The sequence below is a fragment of the Steroidobacter flavus genome, assembly GCF_042651805.1.
Classification (GTDB): domain Bacteria; phylum Pseudomonadota; class Gammaproteobacteria; order Steroidobacterales; family Steroidobacteraceae; genus Steroidobacter; species Steroidobacter flavus.
The window spans coordinates 272,524-287,025 of record NZ_JBHSDU010000002.1 but is presented as its reverse complement, the minus strand read 5'-3'; the positions used below and the strand labels follow the sequence as shown (position 1 = coordinate 287,025).

Below are 14,502 nucleotides of genomic sequence, written 5' to 3'. Positions count from 1 at the left end.
TCAGTAGCGCCACAGCACCCCGAGCGAGGGGACGGTCGGCAGCCACGAATCCATCGCCTGCGAATAGCGCAGCGAGCCGTCCGCATCGCGACGAACCTCATACTGCACGCAGCAGGGATTATTCCTGGACAGGGCATTGGTGACTTCGACGAAGACATCCAGGGCACCGCGACTCAGCGCAAACGTCCGCGTCAAACGCGCATCCAGGGTGTTGTAGAAATCGAAGCGCTCGCTATTGCGAGCGGAGCTGTCCGCCAACGCCGTCGTCGGCCACCCTGTGTGGTAGCTGTTCGCGACCGTCGCACTCCATGGGCCTCGCGACCACGAGATGCCGATGTTGATGGCATGCGTTTGATCCCAGCTACGTAGCACGTCGGTACCTGCGACCCGGTCCTCGGCACGTGACCAGGCGTAACTGAACCAACCGCTCCAGGATCCATGCGGACGCAGCCGCACCAGCAACTCGACGCCACGAGCACGCGCGCTGCGCGCATCGATCAGGACCCGATCGAACTCGGCTTCGGGAAACAGCACGAGCGGATCGAACAGATTCTCGAAGCGCGGATGAATGTCTCGATAGTATTTTCGGTACAGCTCCAGCCGCAGATCGACGCCAGCGTCGAATGAATGATCCAGGCCGACAATGGCATGATCCGCACGCTGTACCGGATAGAAGCGCTCGATGCCATCCTCGACCTGCAGCTCGTTGACGCCCTGTGACTGAAAGAAACGTCCCCAGCTTGCTCGAACGCGCGTGCGTGCGCCGAGCGTGTACATGACACTCAGGCGCGGACTCCATTGCTCACCGTCATCCGAGCCATCGTAGGTCTGGTTATCGACGCGCATTCCCGCTTGCAGCATCCAACGTCGGCTGAGCATCGCACGCACATCCCAGTAGGCCGATGTTTCATAACCGTGGGGCGCCGGCGATAACACTCGCTGCAATTCCCTGGCGGGCGATCCCGGAAACGGATAGTCGGGCTCGAAGCGCATCTGGCTGCGATAGTCGTAACGTCCGGTGAGATAGCGCCCCTCGATCCCGAAACGATGATCGAGGGTTGCGCCTGTCACCTGATTCTCGAGTCGCAAGCCTAGAATACGAAAGTCACGTTCATCGATGACGCCACCGGCACGACGGCCCAACTCCTCGACGCTCGCTTCACGCTCATTGGACAGATCGGTGTACGAGGCGATCAGTCGACTGCTGGCCGCGTCCGACCAGTCATGGTCCAGCGTGCCCCACGCGTACACGTTGTTGTATTCCGCGCTGGCCGATTGAGTCTTCGCGGCATTGGTCGCCCTGACGCCATCGTCAGATAGCAATGTGTTGAAGGCCACGCGTGTAGCGCCGCTGAGCCGATACTCCAAGCGGGCAAATCCGTCGCCATAGTCTGGCTTGCCGAAATCGTTGTCGGCGTACTGCGCGAGATCGCCAACATTGCTACGCCGAGCCGATACCAGCAGCCGTCCTCGTTCGTCATCGAACTGAAGGGCCGCGAGTGCGCTGGTGTGAAATACGTTGAGACCCAACTCGTAGTAGCGCGGCTGGCTCGGTTGAATCGTGCTCGCGTCCACGATGGCACTCATGCGATCGCCATAGATCGCCGGAAAGCCGCCCGAGTAGAACTCCATGCCGGCGATCACGCGCGAGTCGAGCACACTGACCGGGCTCAGGAAATTCTTCAGATGAAACGGCTCGTACAAGCGCAGGCCATTCAGAATGATCGCAGTCTCACCGGGCGTGCCACCGCGTACTGAAGCGAGGCTGGAGAAACCGTTGCTGGCCGATCCTGGCAAGCGGTCGATGGACCGCAACGTCTCATCCGCCAGCCTGGGGATGTTCTTCAGCTCCTCCTGAGTCAGGAAGATGTGGGCGGCCACGTCGGGCGCGGTCAGCGTGTAACGGCTGGTCTGCACGACCACTTCTTCAGGCCTGGAGCGTGCCGGACTTTCCTGCTTCACTGCAGGCTTGGCCACTGATGGATCGGCGACCACCGCGTACACCCGTTGAACCACGGCGGACAGACTCAATCCGTGCGGGCTCAGGATTTCGCGGGCCAGCTCGACTCCGCTGCTTGCCGCAGGCTCCTGCTCGACGCGTAGATTTCGTGGCACGAGTTGCGAGCTATAGATGAAGGTCAGCCCCTCGCCTCGCAATTCGTCCAGGACCTGCGTCACCGGACGCCCGCGGTACTCCGCGAATGCCCCGTCGCCAATCAGCAGACCCGCCACGCCCCACAACGTCAACCACGGCGCGCCTGGCCATGAACTCATGCTTGATCGATTCCCTGGTGGTATTGGTGTGAGACGACACCCGGAGCTAATAGCATGCGGCATGTCGTAAAAAAATCGTTTTGCTCATTAGCGGCCGATTTCGATGGGGCCCGATTGATTCTCACGGCGGCGGCGTCTAACGCCAATGGTGGGGCTTTCACAGTGACTGCGCCGGGCGCCGTATGATTCGGCGCTTCGTGTCGTCCTACGGCACGATGTCTGACGCAGTTGCTCAATCCGGTCGCTTTGGCGCGTGCCCGTCGCAGGACAAGGCACTCGTGGCCGACGTGCTACGGGGCGATCAGCGTGCTTTCAACGAATTCTTCAATACCTACTTTGCACGCGTGTATCGCTTTGCGCTGCCTCGCCTGAATCGCGACCACGATGCCGCGCGCGAAGTCGTGCAGTCGACGCTCGTCAAAGCCCTGAGGGCCCTGCCCGGCTTTCGTTTCGACGCCACGCTGTTCACCTGGCTGTGCCAGATCTGCAGACGTCAGATCGTCGATTACGTGAAGGTCAACAGTCGCTTCCGTAACAACATCGTGCTGATCGAGGACAACCCCGAGATTCGCGATTCGCTTGAGGACATGGAGGGAGCGGCGGAATCCGATCCGCACCATGTGTATAGCGCCGAGGAAAGGCGTCATCTGGTCCGCAATATCCTCGATCACTTGCCGGCCCGCTATGGCGACGTGCTGGAGTGGAAATACATCGATGGTCACAGCGTCGAGGAAATCGGCGCACGTCTCGGCCTCGGCCATGGCGCGGCCCAGTCGCTGCTGGCACGCGCTCGCGTCGCCTTCCGCCAGGCTGTCGAGACTGTATTCGGCTCGACCGCAGACGACATTCTCGCGGGCATGCAATGAGATCCCTCCCATGAACATCATTCCCGATTCTTCACCGGATGATGATCGCGCTCTCGGCACTCTGTTGCGACAGGCGGGCAGACGCGATCTGCCGCCGAGCCACGTGCAACAAGCCGTCTGGACCGCCGTGTGTGCCGATTGGCAAGACATGATGCGAACACGTCAGCGTCAACGTCGCATCCTCGGCTGGAGCGTCGCCGCTGGCGTCGCAATCGTTGGCTGCGCCACGCTGCTCGTAATGAAACCTGTGCCGGTGACCGTCGCCACCCTCGAACATCTCGACGGACGGTTGATCGCCTCGAGCAGCGACAGCGCTTTGCCGGCCATCGCCCCGGGTGAATTCGTCGTGGCCGGCGAATCCCTGCGAACCGACGCACACAGTCGTGCCGCGCTACGCTGGCCCGGCGGATTGTCGCTGCGCCTCGATCACGAGACCACAATCAAGCTGCAGTCTCCCACCCGCGTCGCACTCGCTCACGGCACTGTGTATGTCGATGCGCCCGATCATGACGCCCCCCTGTCCATCGCAACTCCACTCGGCGTCGTGCACCACATCGGAACCCAGTACATGGTGGTGGCGCTACCCGATTCGCTCGATGTGAGTATTCGCGAAGGCAGAGTCTCCATCGACAGTAACGCATCGTCAGTCATCGCTTCGGCGGGCGAGCGCATACGTGTGAACGCAGCGGGAGCCGTCGAGCGCACGACCATTAGCGCCACCGATGACTCCTGGCAATGGACCGTGTCCGCCACGCCTGCATTTCAGATCGACAATCAGCCGCTGGCGGCCTTTCTCGCGTGGATATCCCGACAGACCGGGCGTCCGGTGGTCTTCGAATCTCCACAGGCCCAATCCGCAGCCGCGCAGGTCATTCTCAAGGGCTCGATCGACGGCCTGGATCTGGACACGGCGCTGTCGGTGGTGCTCTCGACGACGAGACTGCATCGCTATCCCACGACGGACGATTCGATCGGCATCGCCTTGAATAAACGCTAGCCGTCAGATCGATCGGCGAACGTCACCTGAACCTGCAAACCGCCGAGCGACGTCGATGTTTGCAATTCGATGGTGGCGCGATGGCGCGCAGCGATGTCCTTGACGATGGCCAGGCCCAGGCCGCTGCCCAACGCGCCATTGCCAGGACGTCGATAGAAACGATCGAAGATACGTTGGTGCTCTTCGGCGGGAACCCCGGGACCGGAATCGGCGACCACGATCCGACGCCGATCCTGATCGCCGACGACCGTCACCTGCACCCGACCGCCCGCGGGAGTGTATTTGATCGCATTGTCCACCAGGTTGGACAGCAACACCGCGAGCGCATCGGCAGACCCCGCCACCATCGTTGGCCTAAGTGCGGAGAGTTCCAGTGCAATACCGCGCAATTCGGCCACGGGAATTTGCGTCTGCATCACATGTCGCGCGAGCTCAGACAGATCGACAGACGCGCTCGCCGGTTGTTCCAGATCTGGATCTTGCCTTGCCAGCACCAGCAGCTGTCGCGCGACATGAACGGTGCGAGTCAAACCGGCGCGCAAGGCGACCAATGTTTCATGGCGCCGCTCGTCATCGCTGGCGCGAGATAGAAGTTGCGCCTGCAACTGCAGTGCTGTGATCGGCGTCAGCAGTTCGTGGGCCGCATCGGCAACGAAGGTCTTCTGTGAAGTGATGACCCGGTTGAGGCGCGCCATGAGATCGTTGAGCGAATTCACCAGCGGTGTCACCTCGACTGGCAACTGGCGCGGATCGATCGGCGTCAGATCCAGATGCGAGCGTCGCCCCACGTCCTGAGCCATTCGTTGCAGAGCGCGCATGCCCGCGCCGACTGTGAGATAAATCAGGAGGGCGGCCACCGGAAACAATAGAGCGAACAGCTGCAAGGCATCGAACGCCGTCTCGCGAGCCATGGCGTTTCGGACGCTCAGCGGCTGGGCAACCTGGACCAGGTTGCCCGAAGACTGTAGCGAGAATACTCGCCACCGCTCATCACCCAAGCGCAAATAAAAGAACCCTCGTTGCTGCTGCCGTGACAGCCCGGATTGCGGTCGCGATTGGAACAGCAACTTCCCCTCGTCGCTCCACACCTGGATGACGAAGTCCGCCTCGGGATTGTCGCCGGGCTCGTCGCTCGCGACCTCCGTGGCTTGCAGCGGCTGCGCGGCGAACGCATACGCGGTGTGCTCGAGCTGATGATCGAACAGCTCGGCCACTTCATCGCGAATGATGAAAAAGATCAGCACCGCGCCGGCGAGCATGATCAGCAGCATGGCGCCGAGCAGGCTCAACAGCAGCTGCGTGCGAATCGACCTCACAGGCTTTCCGGCACCGTGTAGCCGACACCCCGCACATTGCGGATGAAATCGGACCCGAGCTTGCGCCGGAGCAGATGGATGTACACCTCGATGGCGTTGCTGCCGACCTCTTCGCCCCAGCCATAGAGCTTGTCCTCGAGCTGGCCCCGCGAGAACACGCGACCGGGGTGTGACAACAAGACTTCCATCAGTGCAAACTCGCGGGCGGAGAGCGTGATCGGCTCGCCACGAAATTTCGCTTCGCGACGCGCGGGGTCCAGCACCAGACCGCCATGTTCGATCAGCGGCTCCGCCCTGCCCGTGCGCCGACGCACCACCGCGCGAATGCGCGCAGCGAGCTCATTCAAATCGAAAGGTTTGCTCAAGTAGTCGTCGGCGCCGCCATCGAGACCGCGAATGCGATCGGGCACCGAATCGCGCGCCGTCAAAACGATGACAGGCAGCGAATTGCCGGAGCCGCGCAAGTCAGCCAGCACTTTGAAGCCATCTTTGCCGGGCAGGCCGAGATCCAGAATCGCAACGTCATACTCCGCCGTCCGCCACGCGCTCTCGGCGGCTGCGCCGTCCTTGATCCAATCGACGCTGAAGCCTTCCTCGCGCAGCCCGCTCCGGACCGCCGCGCCGATCATCTCGTCATCTTCGATAAGTAACAAACGCATCGTTCGGCTCGGGCCCGCCAGGATCGGGCGTTGACCCGAGAATAGTACGCCGCCGGCGCGGAAATCACCCCTCGGCGGCCTTAAGTATCTTTTCAGTTTCGGCTGTCACGCTGGCCGCCGTCTGCTGGACCGCTGTGACCGCCGTCTCATGAATCATTTGGCCTCTTTACGGAATCTCGCGGCGCCTTGGGCCCTGGCGGCGCTGCTCGCCACCTTGGCTGGCTGCGCAACCTACCGGGAAAAGCCGCTCGAAATCGACCCCGCCACCCCGCTCTATGTCGACGCTCGCGCAATGCCGTTGCCGGCGCTTCGCGAGCATCGATTCGACCCGAGCGACGGCCTCGATCAGACCGAGGTCGCGATGCTCGCCGTGGCCAACAATCCGGACCTGCGCCTGCTACGAGATGACCTGGGCATCCAACGGGCGCAGGCATTCGCGGCCAGCCTGTTGCCCGATCCACAAGTTTCGTTCGGCCAGGATTTGCCGGTCAGTTCCGGGCCGGGTCTGGTCAACGCGTTTACCGCCGGGATCACACAGGACATCACCGCGCTGTTGCTGCGATCGAGCACGATGAAGGCGTCGCGGCTCGATACACGAAAGCTCGAACTCGACGAGCTCTGGGCCGAGTGGCAGCTGGTTGCGCAGGCGCGGGCGACGTTCAATCAAGTGCGATCCGATGAAGCGCTCCTGCAGGAACTGCAGAGCATGTTGCCCGACCGTGAGCGACTGCGTGAGTCGGTGCAGGCGGAATTGCAGGCCGGCAATCTCACCCGCGACGTTGCCTCCGGCCCGCTGCTGTCCATCGCCGATCTACAAAAGCAAATCGACGACACCGCGCAGAAGCTCAATCTCGAACGTCACACGCTGAAGCTGCTGCTGGGCTTGAACGAGCACGCGGAGCTGCGCCTGGTCGACGATCCCGTGCCCACGACAGCTGAGCAGATAGTGCCGGCCGACATCGACCAACGACTCGCCGCCCTGCCCGAACGGCGTCCCGATCTATTGGCATTGCGCATCGGCTATCAGGCGCAAGAGGCCAAGCTTCGTCAGGCCGTGCTCAAACAGTTTCCAACGATTTCCTTCGGGCTGAGTTACGCCCGCGACACCAGCAACATCACAACACGTGGCTACAACATCGGCTTCACGCTGCCCTTGTTCGATCGGGGTCGTGGCGCGATCGCCGTCGAGACCGCCACGCGTCAACGGCTGTTCGATGAGTACCAGACGCGCCTTGCAGCCGCACGCTCCGAGGTCGATCGAATTCGTCTGGACCTGCCGGATCTGATCCGTCGCACCCAGCAGGCCGAACGCGATTCGGAGCGGCTGCGTGTCGAACAGCAGGTTGCGACTCAATCCTTCGCCGACGGCATGCTCGATTGGAATGCCTATGTCACATTGAGCACAGCATCGATCGCAAGGAGCATGGAAGCCGTGCAGCTCGCACTGACACTGCAAGAACAGCAAGAGATGTTACGTACGCTTTTGGGCAGCGAACTGCCCGTGCCGCCGGAGGCTGGCCGATGATCACGATGCCGTTTCGCTCGTTATGGGTCGCGTCGAGCTTGCTCGCTTGCGGCGCCCTGGTTGCATGCTCACCGCAACCGGAATCGGCGCAAGCAGAAGCGGACGCCGACAGCAGCGCGCTGGTAACAACCGCTCAACTGCACAAGGGCTCCATCGCCACTACAGTCACTGGCTACGGCACTGTGACTCCCATCCCCGGCAAAACACGCAATCTCACATTGCCGCAGGGAGGCCTGGTGACTGAAGTCCAGGTCACCCCGGGCGAAGCGGTTCGACGTGGCGCGATCTTGATGACCCTGACCAACGAGCCGACGGGTCGATTGGCCTATCAGCAATCGCAGACGGGACTCACCTTCGCGCGTGCGGAACTGGCTCGCATCAAAGCTTTGCGCGCCAAAAATCTGGCCACGGAATCTCAAGTCGCGGCCGCCGAGAAAGCGCTGAGCGATGCCAGCACGTCCATAGAAGCACAACGAGAGCTGGGCGGCGGTGAAGCACGCAGCGATTTGAAGGCACCGTTCGACGGCATCGTGCTCGACGTTCCGGTCGCGCCCGGCGAGCGCACTGCTGCCGGGGCAGTGCTGGTGCGCACGATCGCCAACGACTCGGTACAGATTCTGGCGGGCTTCTCGCCCCAGGACGCGCATCAGATTGCCGCCGGCATGCCTGCATTCATCGAGCCCGTCGCCGGCAAGAATCCAATTCCCGCCCGCGTGACTCACGTGCAAGCAATGGTGAATCCCACATCGCGTTTGGTGGATGTAGCGCTCGAGCCGGTGAATCCCGCTGCGGCAGATCTGCCGACCTCCGAAGGGGCACGCGCTGTCGTTACGGTCGCAAACACCACTTCGTGGCTCGCGCCGCGTGAAGCCGTATTGCGCGACGAGGCCGGCGCCTACTTGTTTCAGATCGACAACGGGCATGCCAAACGAATCAATGTAACCACGCCCGGCGCGCAGGATCAGCAACAAGTCGCCGTCGAAGGGCAGCTCGACGCGTCGCTCAAGATCGCCGTGCTGGGTGCTTACGAGCTCGAAGATGGCATGGCGGTGCGCGAGGCGCCGGCGGATAAGGCAGTCGACTGATGAATTTGATGACCTGGTTGCGGGCCCATCAACGTGCCCTGCTCTTCCTGTGCGCATTGCTGACTCTGGGCGGTGTCGCCTCGGTGTTTCGTCTGCCGGTGGCTTTGTTCCCGGACGTGCAGTTCCCGCGCGTCGTCGTTTCTTTCGATGCTGGCGACCGACCTGCCGAGCAAATGATGCTGCAAGTCACGCGCCCCGCCGAAGAGGCCGTGCGTAGAGTCCCGGGCGTTCGCGATGTGAGGTCGGCGACGACTCGCGGAACAGCCGATGTCTCTGTGAGCTTCGATTGGGGAACCGACATGCGTCGTGCCGCCCTGGAACTGAGCTCCGCGGTCTCGCAGGTGCTGCCGACCATGCCCGTGGGAACGACCATCGACCTGCGTCGCATGGATCCGACGGTGTTCCCGATCCTCGCTTACAGCATCACCTCCAACTCCATCTTGCTACCGAAGCTCACGGACTTCGCCAGTTATCAGTTGCGACCCATGCTATCGGCGGTCGCCAGCGTCGCCAACGTCAGCGTGATCGGTGGCGCACAGGAAGAATTCCACGTCGACGTGGATCCGCTGAAACTGCATCACTTCGGCATCCCGTTGCAGGATGTCGTCAAAGCCGTGAGCGCGGCCAATGTGGTCAGCGCCGTCGGCCGACTGGAAGATCACTACAAACTATTTCTGGTCATCGGCAATACACAGCTGCAGAGCGAGCAAAGCATCGCCGACGTGGCGGTGAAATCGGTCGGCAACGCGATAGTGCGCGTACGAGATGTGGGCTCGGTGTCGCGAGCGACCGAACCGAACTGGACCAGCGTCACTGCCGACGGCCACGAGGCGGTGCTGCTCAACATCTACCAACAGCCCGACGGCAATACGGTACAGATCGCCGATTCGGTCAAACAGTTGCTCGACGACTATCGCTCTCAGCTGCCGGCCGGTGTATCGCTCGCCAACTGGTACGACCAATCCGACCTGATTCAAAGCTCCGCGAGCAGCGTGCGCGACGCCATTCTGATCGGCGTGATTCTCGCCGGCGCAGTGTTGTTTCTGTTCCTGCGCAACGCACGCATCATGCTGGTCACGTTGATCATCGTACCGTGCGTGATCGCTATCTCCGTGCTGCTCATGAATGTCTGGGGCATGACCTTCAACATCATGACCCTGGGCGGCATCGCCGCCGCCGTCGGTCTGATCATCGATGACATCATCGTCATGCTGGAGCATCTGTTCCGTCGCATCGAGGAATCCGGCGCCGCCGATCTGCGCGCCCGCATCGACGCAGCGACGCATGAATTCGCACGCCCCCTGATGTCATCGAGCGCGGCGACTCTGGTGATCTTCGCGCCGCTCGCGTTCTTGAGCGGCATCACCGGCGCCTTCTTCAAGGCGCTGTCATTGACGATGGTCATCGGCCTCACCGTCTCGTTCGCGGCCACGTGGTTCATCGTACCGCTGATTTCGGAACAGCTCCTGAAAGGAAGCGCCGTACAACAACGTCACAACGCGGGCTTGGGCGACCGCTACGACAAGCTCCTTTCCGCCGCGCTGACACGGCCGAAGTTGGTGCTGCTGGGGGTACTACCATTGCTGATCGTGGGTGGGCTCGCCTACACGGGCGTCGGCTCGGGCTTCATGCCCTCGGTCGACGAAGGCGGCTTCGTGCTCGACTTCCGCTCGCCGCCGGGCACTTCGCTCACTGAAAGTCAGCGCCTGCTCGCGCAGGTGGAACAGATCCTGCGCGACAACCCGAACGTCGACACCTATTCCCGCCGCGCCGGCATTCAATTGGGCGGCGGCATCACCGAGGCCTTCGAAGGCGACTTTTTCGTGCGACTCAAAGCCACCGACCGCGAGCCCATCGAAGACGTGATGGACGACATCCGTTCGCAACTGGAAGCGACGGTACCAGGACTGGAAGTCGAGCTGCTGCAGCTGATGGAGGACTTGATCGGCGATCTGACTTCGGTGCCGCAACCCATCGAGATCAAGCTGTATTCCGACGATGCCACGGCGCTTGCGAGTACCGCGAAATCGGTCGCGGCAGCCATAGCGAAGATCGACGGCGTGGTCGATATCAACAACGGCATCAATCCCGCCGGCGATGCCATCGAAGTGAACGTCGACCGCGCCGCCGCCGCATTCCTTGGCCTGGACGCGGACACGGTCACGAAAGCGGTCAGCGATGCCCTCGCGGGCTCGGTCGCCACACAGATCCCGACCGGACCCAAAATGATCGGCGTACGTGTCTGGCTACCGGCGAACGCTCGTGACATGGAACAGAAGCTCGCGAAGCTGCCCATCTCGGCGCCCGACGGACGGATCGTCACGCTGGATCGCGTCGCCTCGCTACAAACCGTGAGCGGTCAACCGCAGATCGCTCGCGAGAATCTGAAACGAATGAATGCAGTGACGGCGCGCATCAGCGGTCGCGACCTGGGCTCGACCATCGCCGACCTGCAACAGACATTGAAGCAGCCGGGACTTCTGCCGCCCGGGATGTATTACCGCCTCGGCGGCTTATATCAACAACAGCAGATCGCGTTTCACGGCCTGGTAATCGTACTGCTGGCCGCCATCGCGCTGGTCTATTTACTACTGCTGTTCGTCTTCGAAAGCTTCCTCACCGCCGCGGTCATTCTGGCGATGCCGTTGCTGTCGCTGCCGGCGGTGTTCCTGGGTCTGTGGGTGACCGGCATCGAGCTGAACATCTCGGCGATGATGGGCCTGACCATGATCGTCGGACTGGTGACTGAAATCGCGATCTTCTACTTCTGCGAGTTCGAAGCGCTGCCGGCCGACCTGCCTTTGCATCAGAAGCTACTGCTCACCGGTCACAATCGCGCCCGCCCCATCGTCATGTCCGCGCTCGCGGCGATTCTGACGCTACTGCCGCTGGCGCTGGCATTCGGCGCGGGCACGGCCATGCAACAGCCTCTGGCAATTGCAATCATCGCGGGATTGATCGCCGCCGTACCGCTGGTACTGCTGGTGATGCCGGTGCTATTCGCGGTCGTTAAATCCGGGACGACCGCTGCGGCTCGCGCATGAACAGATACACCACTAGCGAGCACAACACGCAGGCGGTCACGTACCAGTAGAACCACGTCTCGTGACCGATGTGCTTGCACCACAAGGCAATGCTTTCGGCGCTGCCGCCGAACACCGAGACCGTGATGGAGTAAGGAAGACCCACCCCGAGCGCGCGGATCTCCACCGGAAACAGCTCGGCCTTCACGACCGCGCTGATGGAGCTGTAGAGCGATGAGATCGCCAGCGCGATCATGATCAAACAGAACGCCGTCCAGGCATCGTCGGCGCGCGACAGTGCAGTGAGCAGCGGCACAGTCGAAACGAGTGCCAACACGCCGAAGGCGATCAGAATGGGACGCCGGCCGACCCGATCCGACAACGCGCCCATCAGCGGTTGCAACAGCATGAACACGAACAGACTGGCGGCAGATACCAATGTCGACTCACCCTTGCTCAGGCCGACGGTATTCACCAGGAACTTCTGCATGTACGTGGTGAAGGTGTAGAAGAACAGCGTGCCGCCGACGGTGAGCCCGACGACGATCGCGACTTCCTTCGGATGTTTCAGCAGCATCGACAGCTGCCCCGCGCCCGCCGCGACACTTTTGTCTTTGTTCTGATAGGCCTCCGTCTCCTCCAGATTGCGACGCAGATACAAAGCCGCCACGGCGGCAACGGCGCCGAGCGCAAACGGAATGCGCCAGCCCCAGGTCTCGAGCTCATGCGCATCGAGCACGAAGAATTGCAACAGCATGAGCACGGCCAGTGCGAGCAGCTGCCCCATGATCAATGTCACATAGAGAATGCCGGAATAGAAACCACGACTGCCCGCCGTGGCGATCTCGCTCATATACGTGGCGCTGGTGCCGTATTCGCCGCCCACGCTGAAACCCTGTAGCAGACGCGCAAACAGCAACAATGCCGGCGCCGCCATACCGATAAAGTCATAGGTCGGCGTGACCGCGATGATCAACGACCCCAGACACATCAGCAGGACCGACATCGTCAGCGCGGCCTTGCGACCGTGCCGGTCCGCATAGCGCCCCAGCACCCAACCGCCGATCGGACGCATCAGGAACCCCACGGCGAAGATCGCCGCGGTGTTCATCAGCTGCAGCGTGCTGTTACTCGCTGGGAAAAAGCTCGGCGCGAAATAGATGGCGAAGGCCGCGTACGTGTACCAGTCGTACCACTCGATGAGATTGCCGACCGAGCCGCCCACGATGGAACGCAGACGGCTGCTCTCCCCGACCCCTCGACCCGACGGCATCAAGCCAGGCCGAACAGCTGCGCGGTCTGGTCGAGACTGCGCTTCATCTTGTCGACGAGCTCATCGACCTGCGTCCGCGTGATGACCAGCGGCGGCGCGACGACCAGCGACTGCAGCCCCGCCGGCCGCATGATCAAATTGTTCTGGATCGCGAACTCTCGCGCCTTGATCGGCGCTTCGTGTGTCGGCGGCAGCACCGTGCGATTGGCCTTGTCGCTGACTAATTGCACCGCGCCGATCAGACCGACGCCTCGCAATTCACCGACGATTGGATGCGCATCGGCCATCTGTTGCAGGGTCGCGCGGAAATACGGCGCGATGTCCGACTTCACGCGCTCGACCAGCCCTTCTTTCTTTATCAATGCGATGTTTGCAAGCGCGACCGCGCACGCGGCCGGATGACCCGAATATGTGAAGCCGTGATGAATCATCTTGCCGCCTTCGCTCAGCACCTCGAAGATGCGGTCGTGAATAGCGACAGCGCCGATGGGCAGATAGCCGGACGACAAGCCCTTCGCCATCGGCATGAAGTCGGGCTCGATGCCGTATGTGTGCGAACCGAACCATTCGCCGGTACGCCCGAAGCCGCAGATCACTTCGTCCGCGACCAGGAGCACGTCGTACTTCTTGCAGATCCGTTGAATTTCCGGCCAATAGGTCGACGGCGGATCGATGCCGCCGCCGGCACCCTGGCACGGCTCACCGATGAACGCCGCGACATTGTCGGCGCCCAGCTCGAGAATCTTTTTCTCCAGCTCACGCGCCGCCTGCAAACCGAATTCTTCCCTGGAAAGGTCACCGCCCTGCGTGTACCAGTGCGGATGAACGATGTGCGCGAAGTGCGGCAACAGCTCGTGATCCTGATCGTGCATGGGCGCCATGCCGCTGAGGCTCGAGGTGGCGACCGTGCTGCCGTGATAGCCAAACTTACGACCGATGAACGTGCGCTTGGTCGGTTGGCCTCGCAGCTTCCAGTAGTAGCGCGCGAGACGAATCACCGTGTCGTTGGCTTCCGAGCCGGAGTTGGTGAAAAAGAATCGATTCAAGCCCGGCGGCGTGAGCTCCGACAGCACATGACTCAACTCGATCTGACTGGGCGTCGACGTCTGAAAGAAGCTGTTGTAGTACGGCAGCGTCTTCAACTGCTCGTTGGCGGCGTCGATCAACTCCTGGCGGCCGTACCCCACAGCCACGCACCACAGACCGGCCATGCCGTCGAGGATCTTGTTGCCTTCGCTGTCCCAGATGTAAACGCCTTCGGCGCGCGTAATGACTCGAGTGCCCTTCTTGTTGAGGTCCCTCGGATCGGTGAACGGGTGCATGTGATGCGACCGGTCCAGTCCTTGCCATTGCTGAGTGGTGCGCACGATCTGTGACATGATGAAATCCTCTGGCCGTGAGCGGAGGATATGTCGAGGTCGTACGCTTCCAGGGTGCAAAGCTAGCCGGGTCGTGGTGTTGATCCAGCACCGCACTGATCGAGG

General features: G+C 61.9%; 10 protein-coding genes. 5 read left to right on the top strand and 5 right to left on the bottom strand.

The genetic code is table 11. The features are described from left to right. On the bottom strand, positions 1-2,274 hold the full coding sequence (locus tag ACFPN2_RS05365; RefSeq protein ID WP_380595596.1) for a TonB-dependent receptor plug domain-containing protein: 2,274 nt from the start codon (positions 2,272-2,274) through the stop codon (positions 1-3). Between the two features lie 182 nt (positions 2,275-2,456). On the opposite strand from ACFPN2_RS05365, the gene ACFPN2_RS05360 reads away from it, so the two are divergent. Further along, positions 2,457-3,140: an RNA polymerase sigma factor gene (locus tag ACFPN2_RS05360; RefSeq protein ID WP_380595595.1), complete on the top strand. Its 684-nt coding sequence runs from the start codon at positions 2,457-2,459 to the stop codon at positions 3,138-3,140. Positions 3,141-3,150: 10 nt separating this feature from the next. Next, the gene (locus ACFPN2_RS05355; protein ID WP_380595594.1) at positions 3,151-4,137 is read left to right on the top strand and encodes a FecR domain-containing protein; all 987 of its coding nucleotides are present in this window, start codon (positions 3,151-3,153) and stop codon (positions 4,135-4,137) included. Here the strand turns inward: ACFPN2_RS05355 and ACFPN2_RS05350 are convergent. Together ACFPN2_RS05350 and ACFPN2_RS05345 are read right to left on the bottom strand one after the other, a co-directional pair. Next, the gene (locus tag ACFPN2_RS05350; protein WP_380595593.1) at positions 4,134-5,453 is read right to left on the bottom strand and encodes an ATP-binding protein; all 1,320 of its coding nucleotides are present in this window, start codon (positions 5,451-5,453) and stop codon (positions 4,134-4,136) included. The genes ACFPN2_RS05355 and ACFPN2_RS05350 overlap by 4 nt on opposite strands. Beyond that, positions 5,450-6,112 (bottom strand): response regulator, encoded by a 663-nt coding sequence (locus tag ACFPN2_RS05345; RefSeq protein ID WP_380595592.1) that lies wholly within the window; start codon positions 6,110-6,112, stop codon positions 5,450-5,452. The genes ACFPN2_RS05350 and ACFPN2_RS05345 overlap by 4 nt, the downstream gene beginning before the upstream one ends. Positions 6,113-6,260: 148 nt before the next feature. On the opposite strand from ACFPN2_RS05345, the gene ACFPN2_RS05340 reads away from it, so the two are divergent. Genes ACFPN2_RS05340 through ACFPN2_RS05330 form a run of 3 tightly spaced genes read left to right on the top strand, consistent with a single transcriptional unit; the run spans position 6,261 to position 11,766 of the window. Further along, positions 6,261-7,637, top strand: a complete 1,377-nt coding sequence (locus ACFPN2_RS05340) for a TolC family protein (protein WP_380595591.1) — start codon at positions 6,261-6,263, stop codon at positions 7,635-7,637. Continuing rightward, complete coding sequence (locus ACFPN2_RS05335) at positions 7,634-8,722, top strand: efflux RND transporter periplasmic adaptor subunit (RefSeq protein WP_380595590.1); 1,089 nt, start codon at positions 7,634-7,636, stop codon at positions 8,720-8,722. Before ACFPN2_RS05340 ends, ACFPN2_RS05335 begins: the two co-directional genes overlap by 4 nt. Further along, the gene (locus ACFPN2_RS05330; RefSeq protein ID WP_380595589.1) at positions 8,722-11,766 is read left to right on the top strand and encodes an efflux RND transporter permease subunit; all 3,045 of its coding nucleotides are present in this window, start codon (positions 8,722-8,724) and stop codon (positions 11,764-11,766) included. The genes ACFPN2_RS05335 and ACFPN2_RS05330 overlap by 1 nt, the downstream gene beginning before the upstream one ends. On the opposite strand, the gene ACFPN2_RS05325 is transcribed toward ACFPN2_RS05330, so the two are convergent. Both ACFPN2_RS05325 and ACFPN2_RS05320 read right to left on the bottom strand, forming a co-directional pair. Further along, positions 11,732-13,018, bottom strand: a complete 1,287-nt coding sequence (locus ACFPN2_RS05325) for an MFS transporter (RefSeq protein WP_380595588.1) — start codon at positions 13,016-13,018, stop codon at positions 11,732-11,734. The genes ACFPN2_RS05330 and ACFPN2_RS05325 overlap by 35 nt on opposite strands. After that, positions 13,018-14,397, bottom strand: a complete 1,380-nt coding sequence (locus ACFPN2_RS05320) for an aspartate aminotransferase family protein (protein ID WP_380595587.1) — start codon at positions 14,395-14,397, stop codon at positions 13,018-13,020. Before ACFPN2_RS05320 ends, ACFPN2_RS05325 begins: the two co-directional genes overlap by 1 nt. Positions 14,398-14,502 lie beyond the last annotated feature (105 nt).

Bases quoted from the DNA above. Each gene is read 5' to 3' on its own strand.
- ACFPN2_RS05365 (WP_380595596.1), bottom strand. From the start codon at position 2,274: ATGAGTTCATGGCCAGGCGCGCCGTGGTTGACGTTGTGGGGCGTGGCG.
- ACFPN2_RS05360 (WP_380595595.1), top strand. From the start codon at position 2,457: ATGATTCGGCGCTTCGTGTCGTCCTACGGCACGATGTCTGACGCAGTT.
- ACFPN2_RS05355 (WP_380595594.1), top strand. From the start codon at position 3,151: ATGAACATCATTCCCGATTCTTCACCGGATGATGATCGCGCTCTCGGC.
- ACFPN2_RS05345 (WP_380595592.1), bottom strand. From the start codon at position 6,112: ATGCGTTTGTTACTTATCGAAGATGACGAGATGATCGGCGCGGCGGTC.
- ACFPN2_RS05340 (WP_380595591.1), top strand. From the start codon at position 6,261: ATGAATCATTTGGCCTCTTTACGGAATCTCGCGGCGCCTTGGGCCCTG.
- ACFPN2_RS05335 (WP_380595590.1), top strand. From the start codon at position 7,634: ATGATCACGATGCCGTTTCGCTCGTTATGGGTCGCGTCGAGCTTGCTC.
- ACFPN2_RS05330 (WP_380595589.1), top strand. From the start codon at position 8,722: ATGAATTTGATGACCTGGTTGCGGGCCCATCAACGTGCCCTGCTCTTC.
- ACFPN2_RS05325 (WP_380595588.1), bottom strand. From the start codon at position 13,018: ATGCCGTCGGGTCGAGGGGTCGGGGAGAGCAGCCGTCTGCGTTCCATC.
- ACFPN2_RS05320 (WP_380595587.1), bottom strand. From the start codon at position 14,397: ATGTCACAGATCGTGCGCACCACTCAGCAATGGCAAGGACTGGACCGG.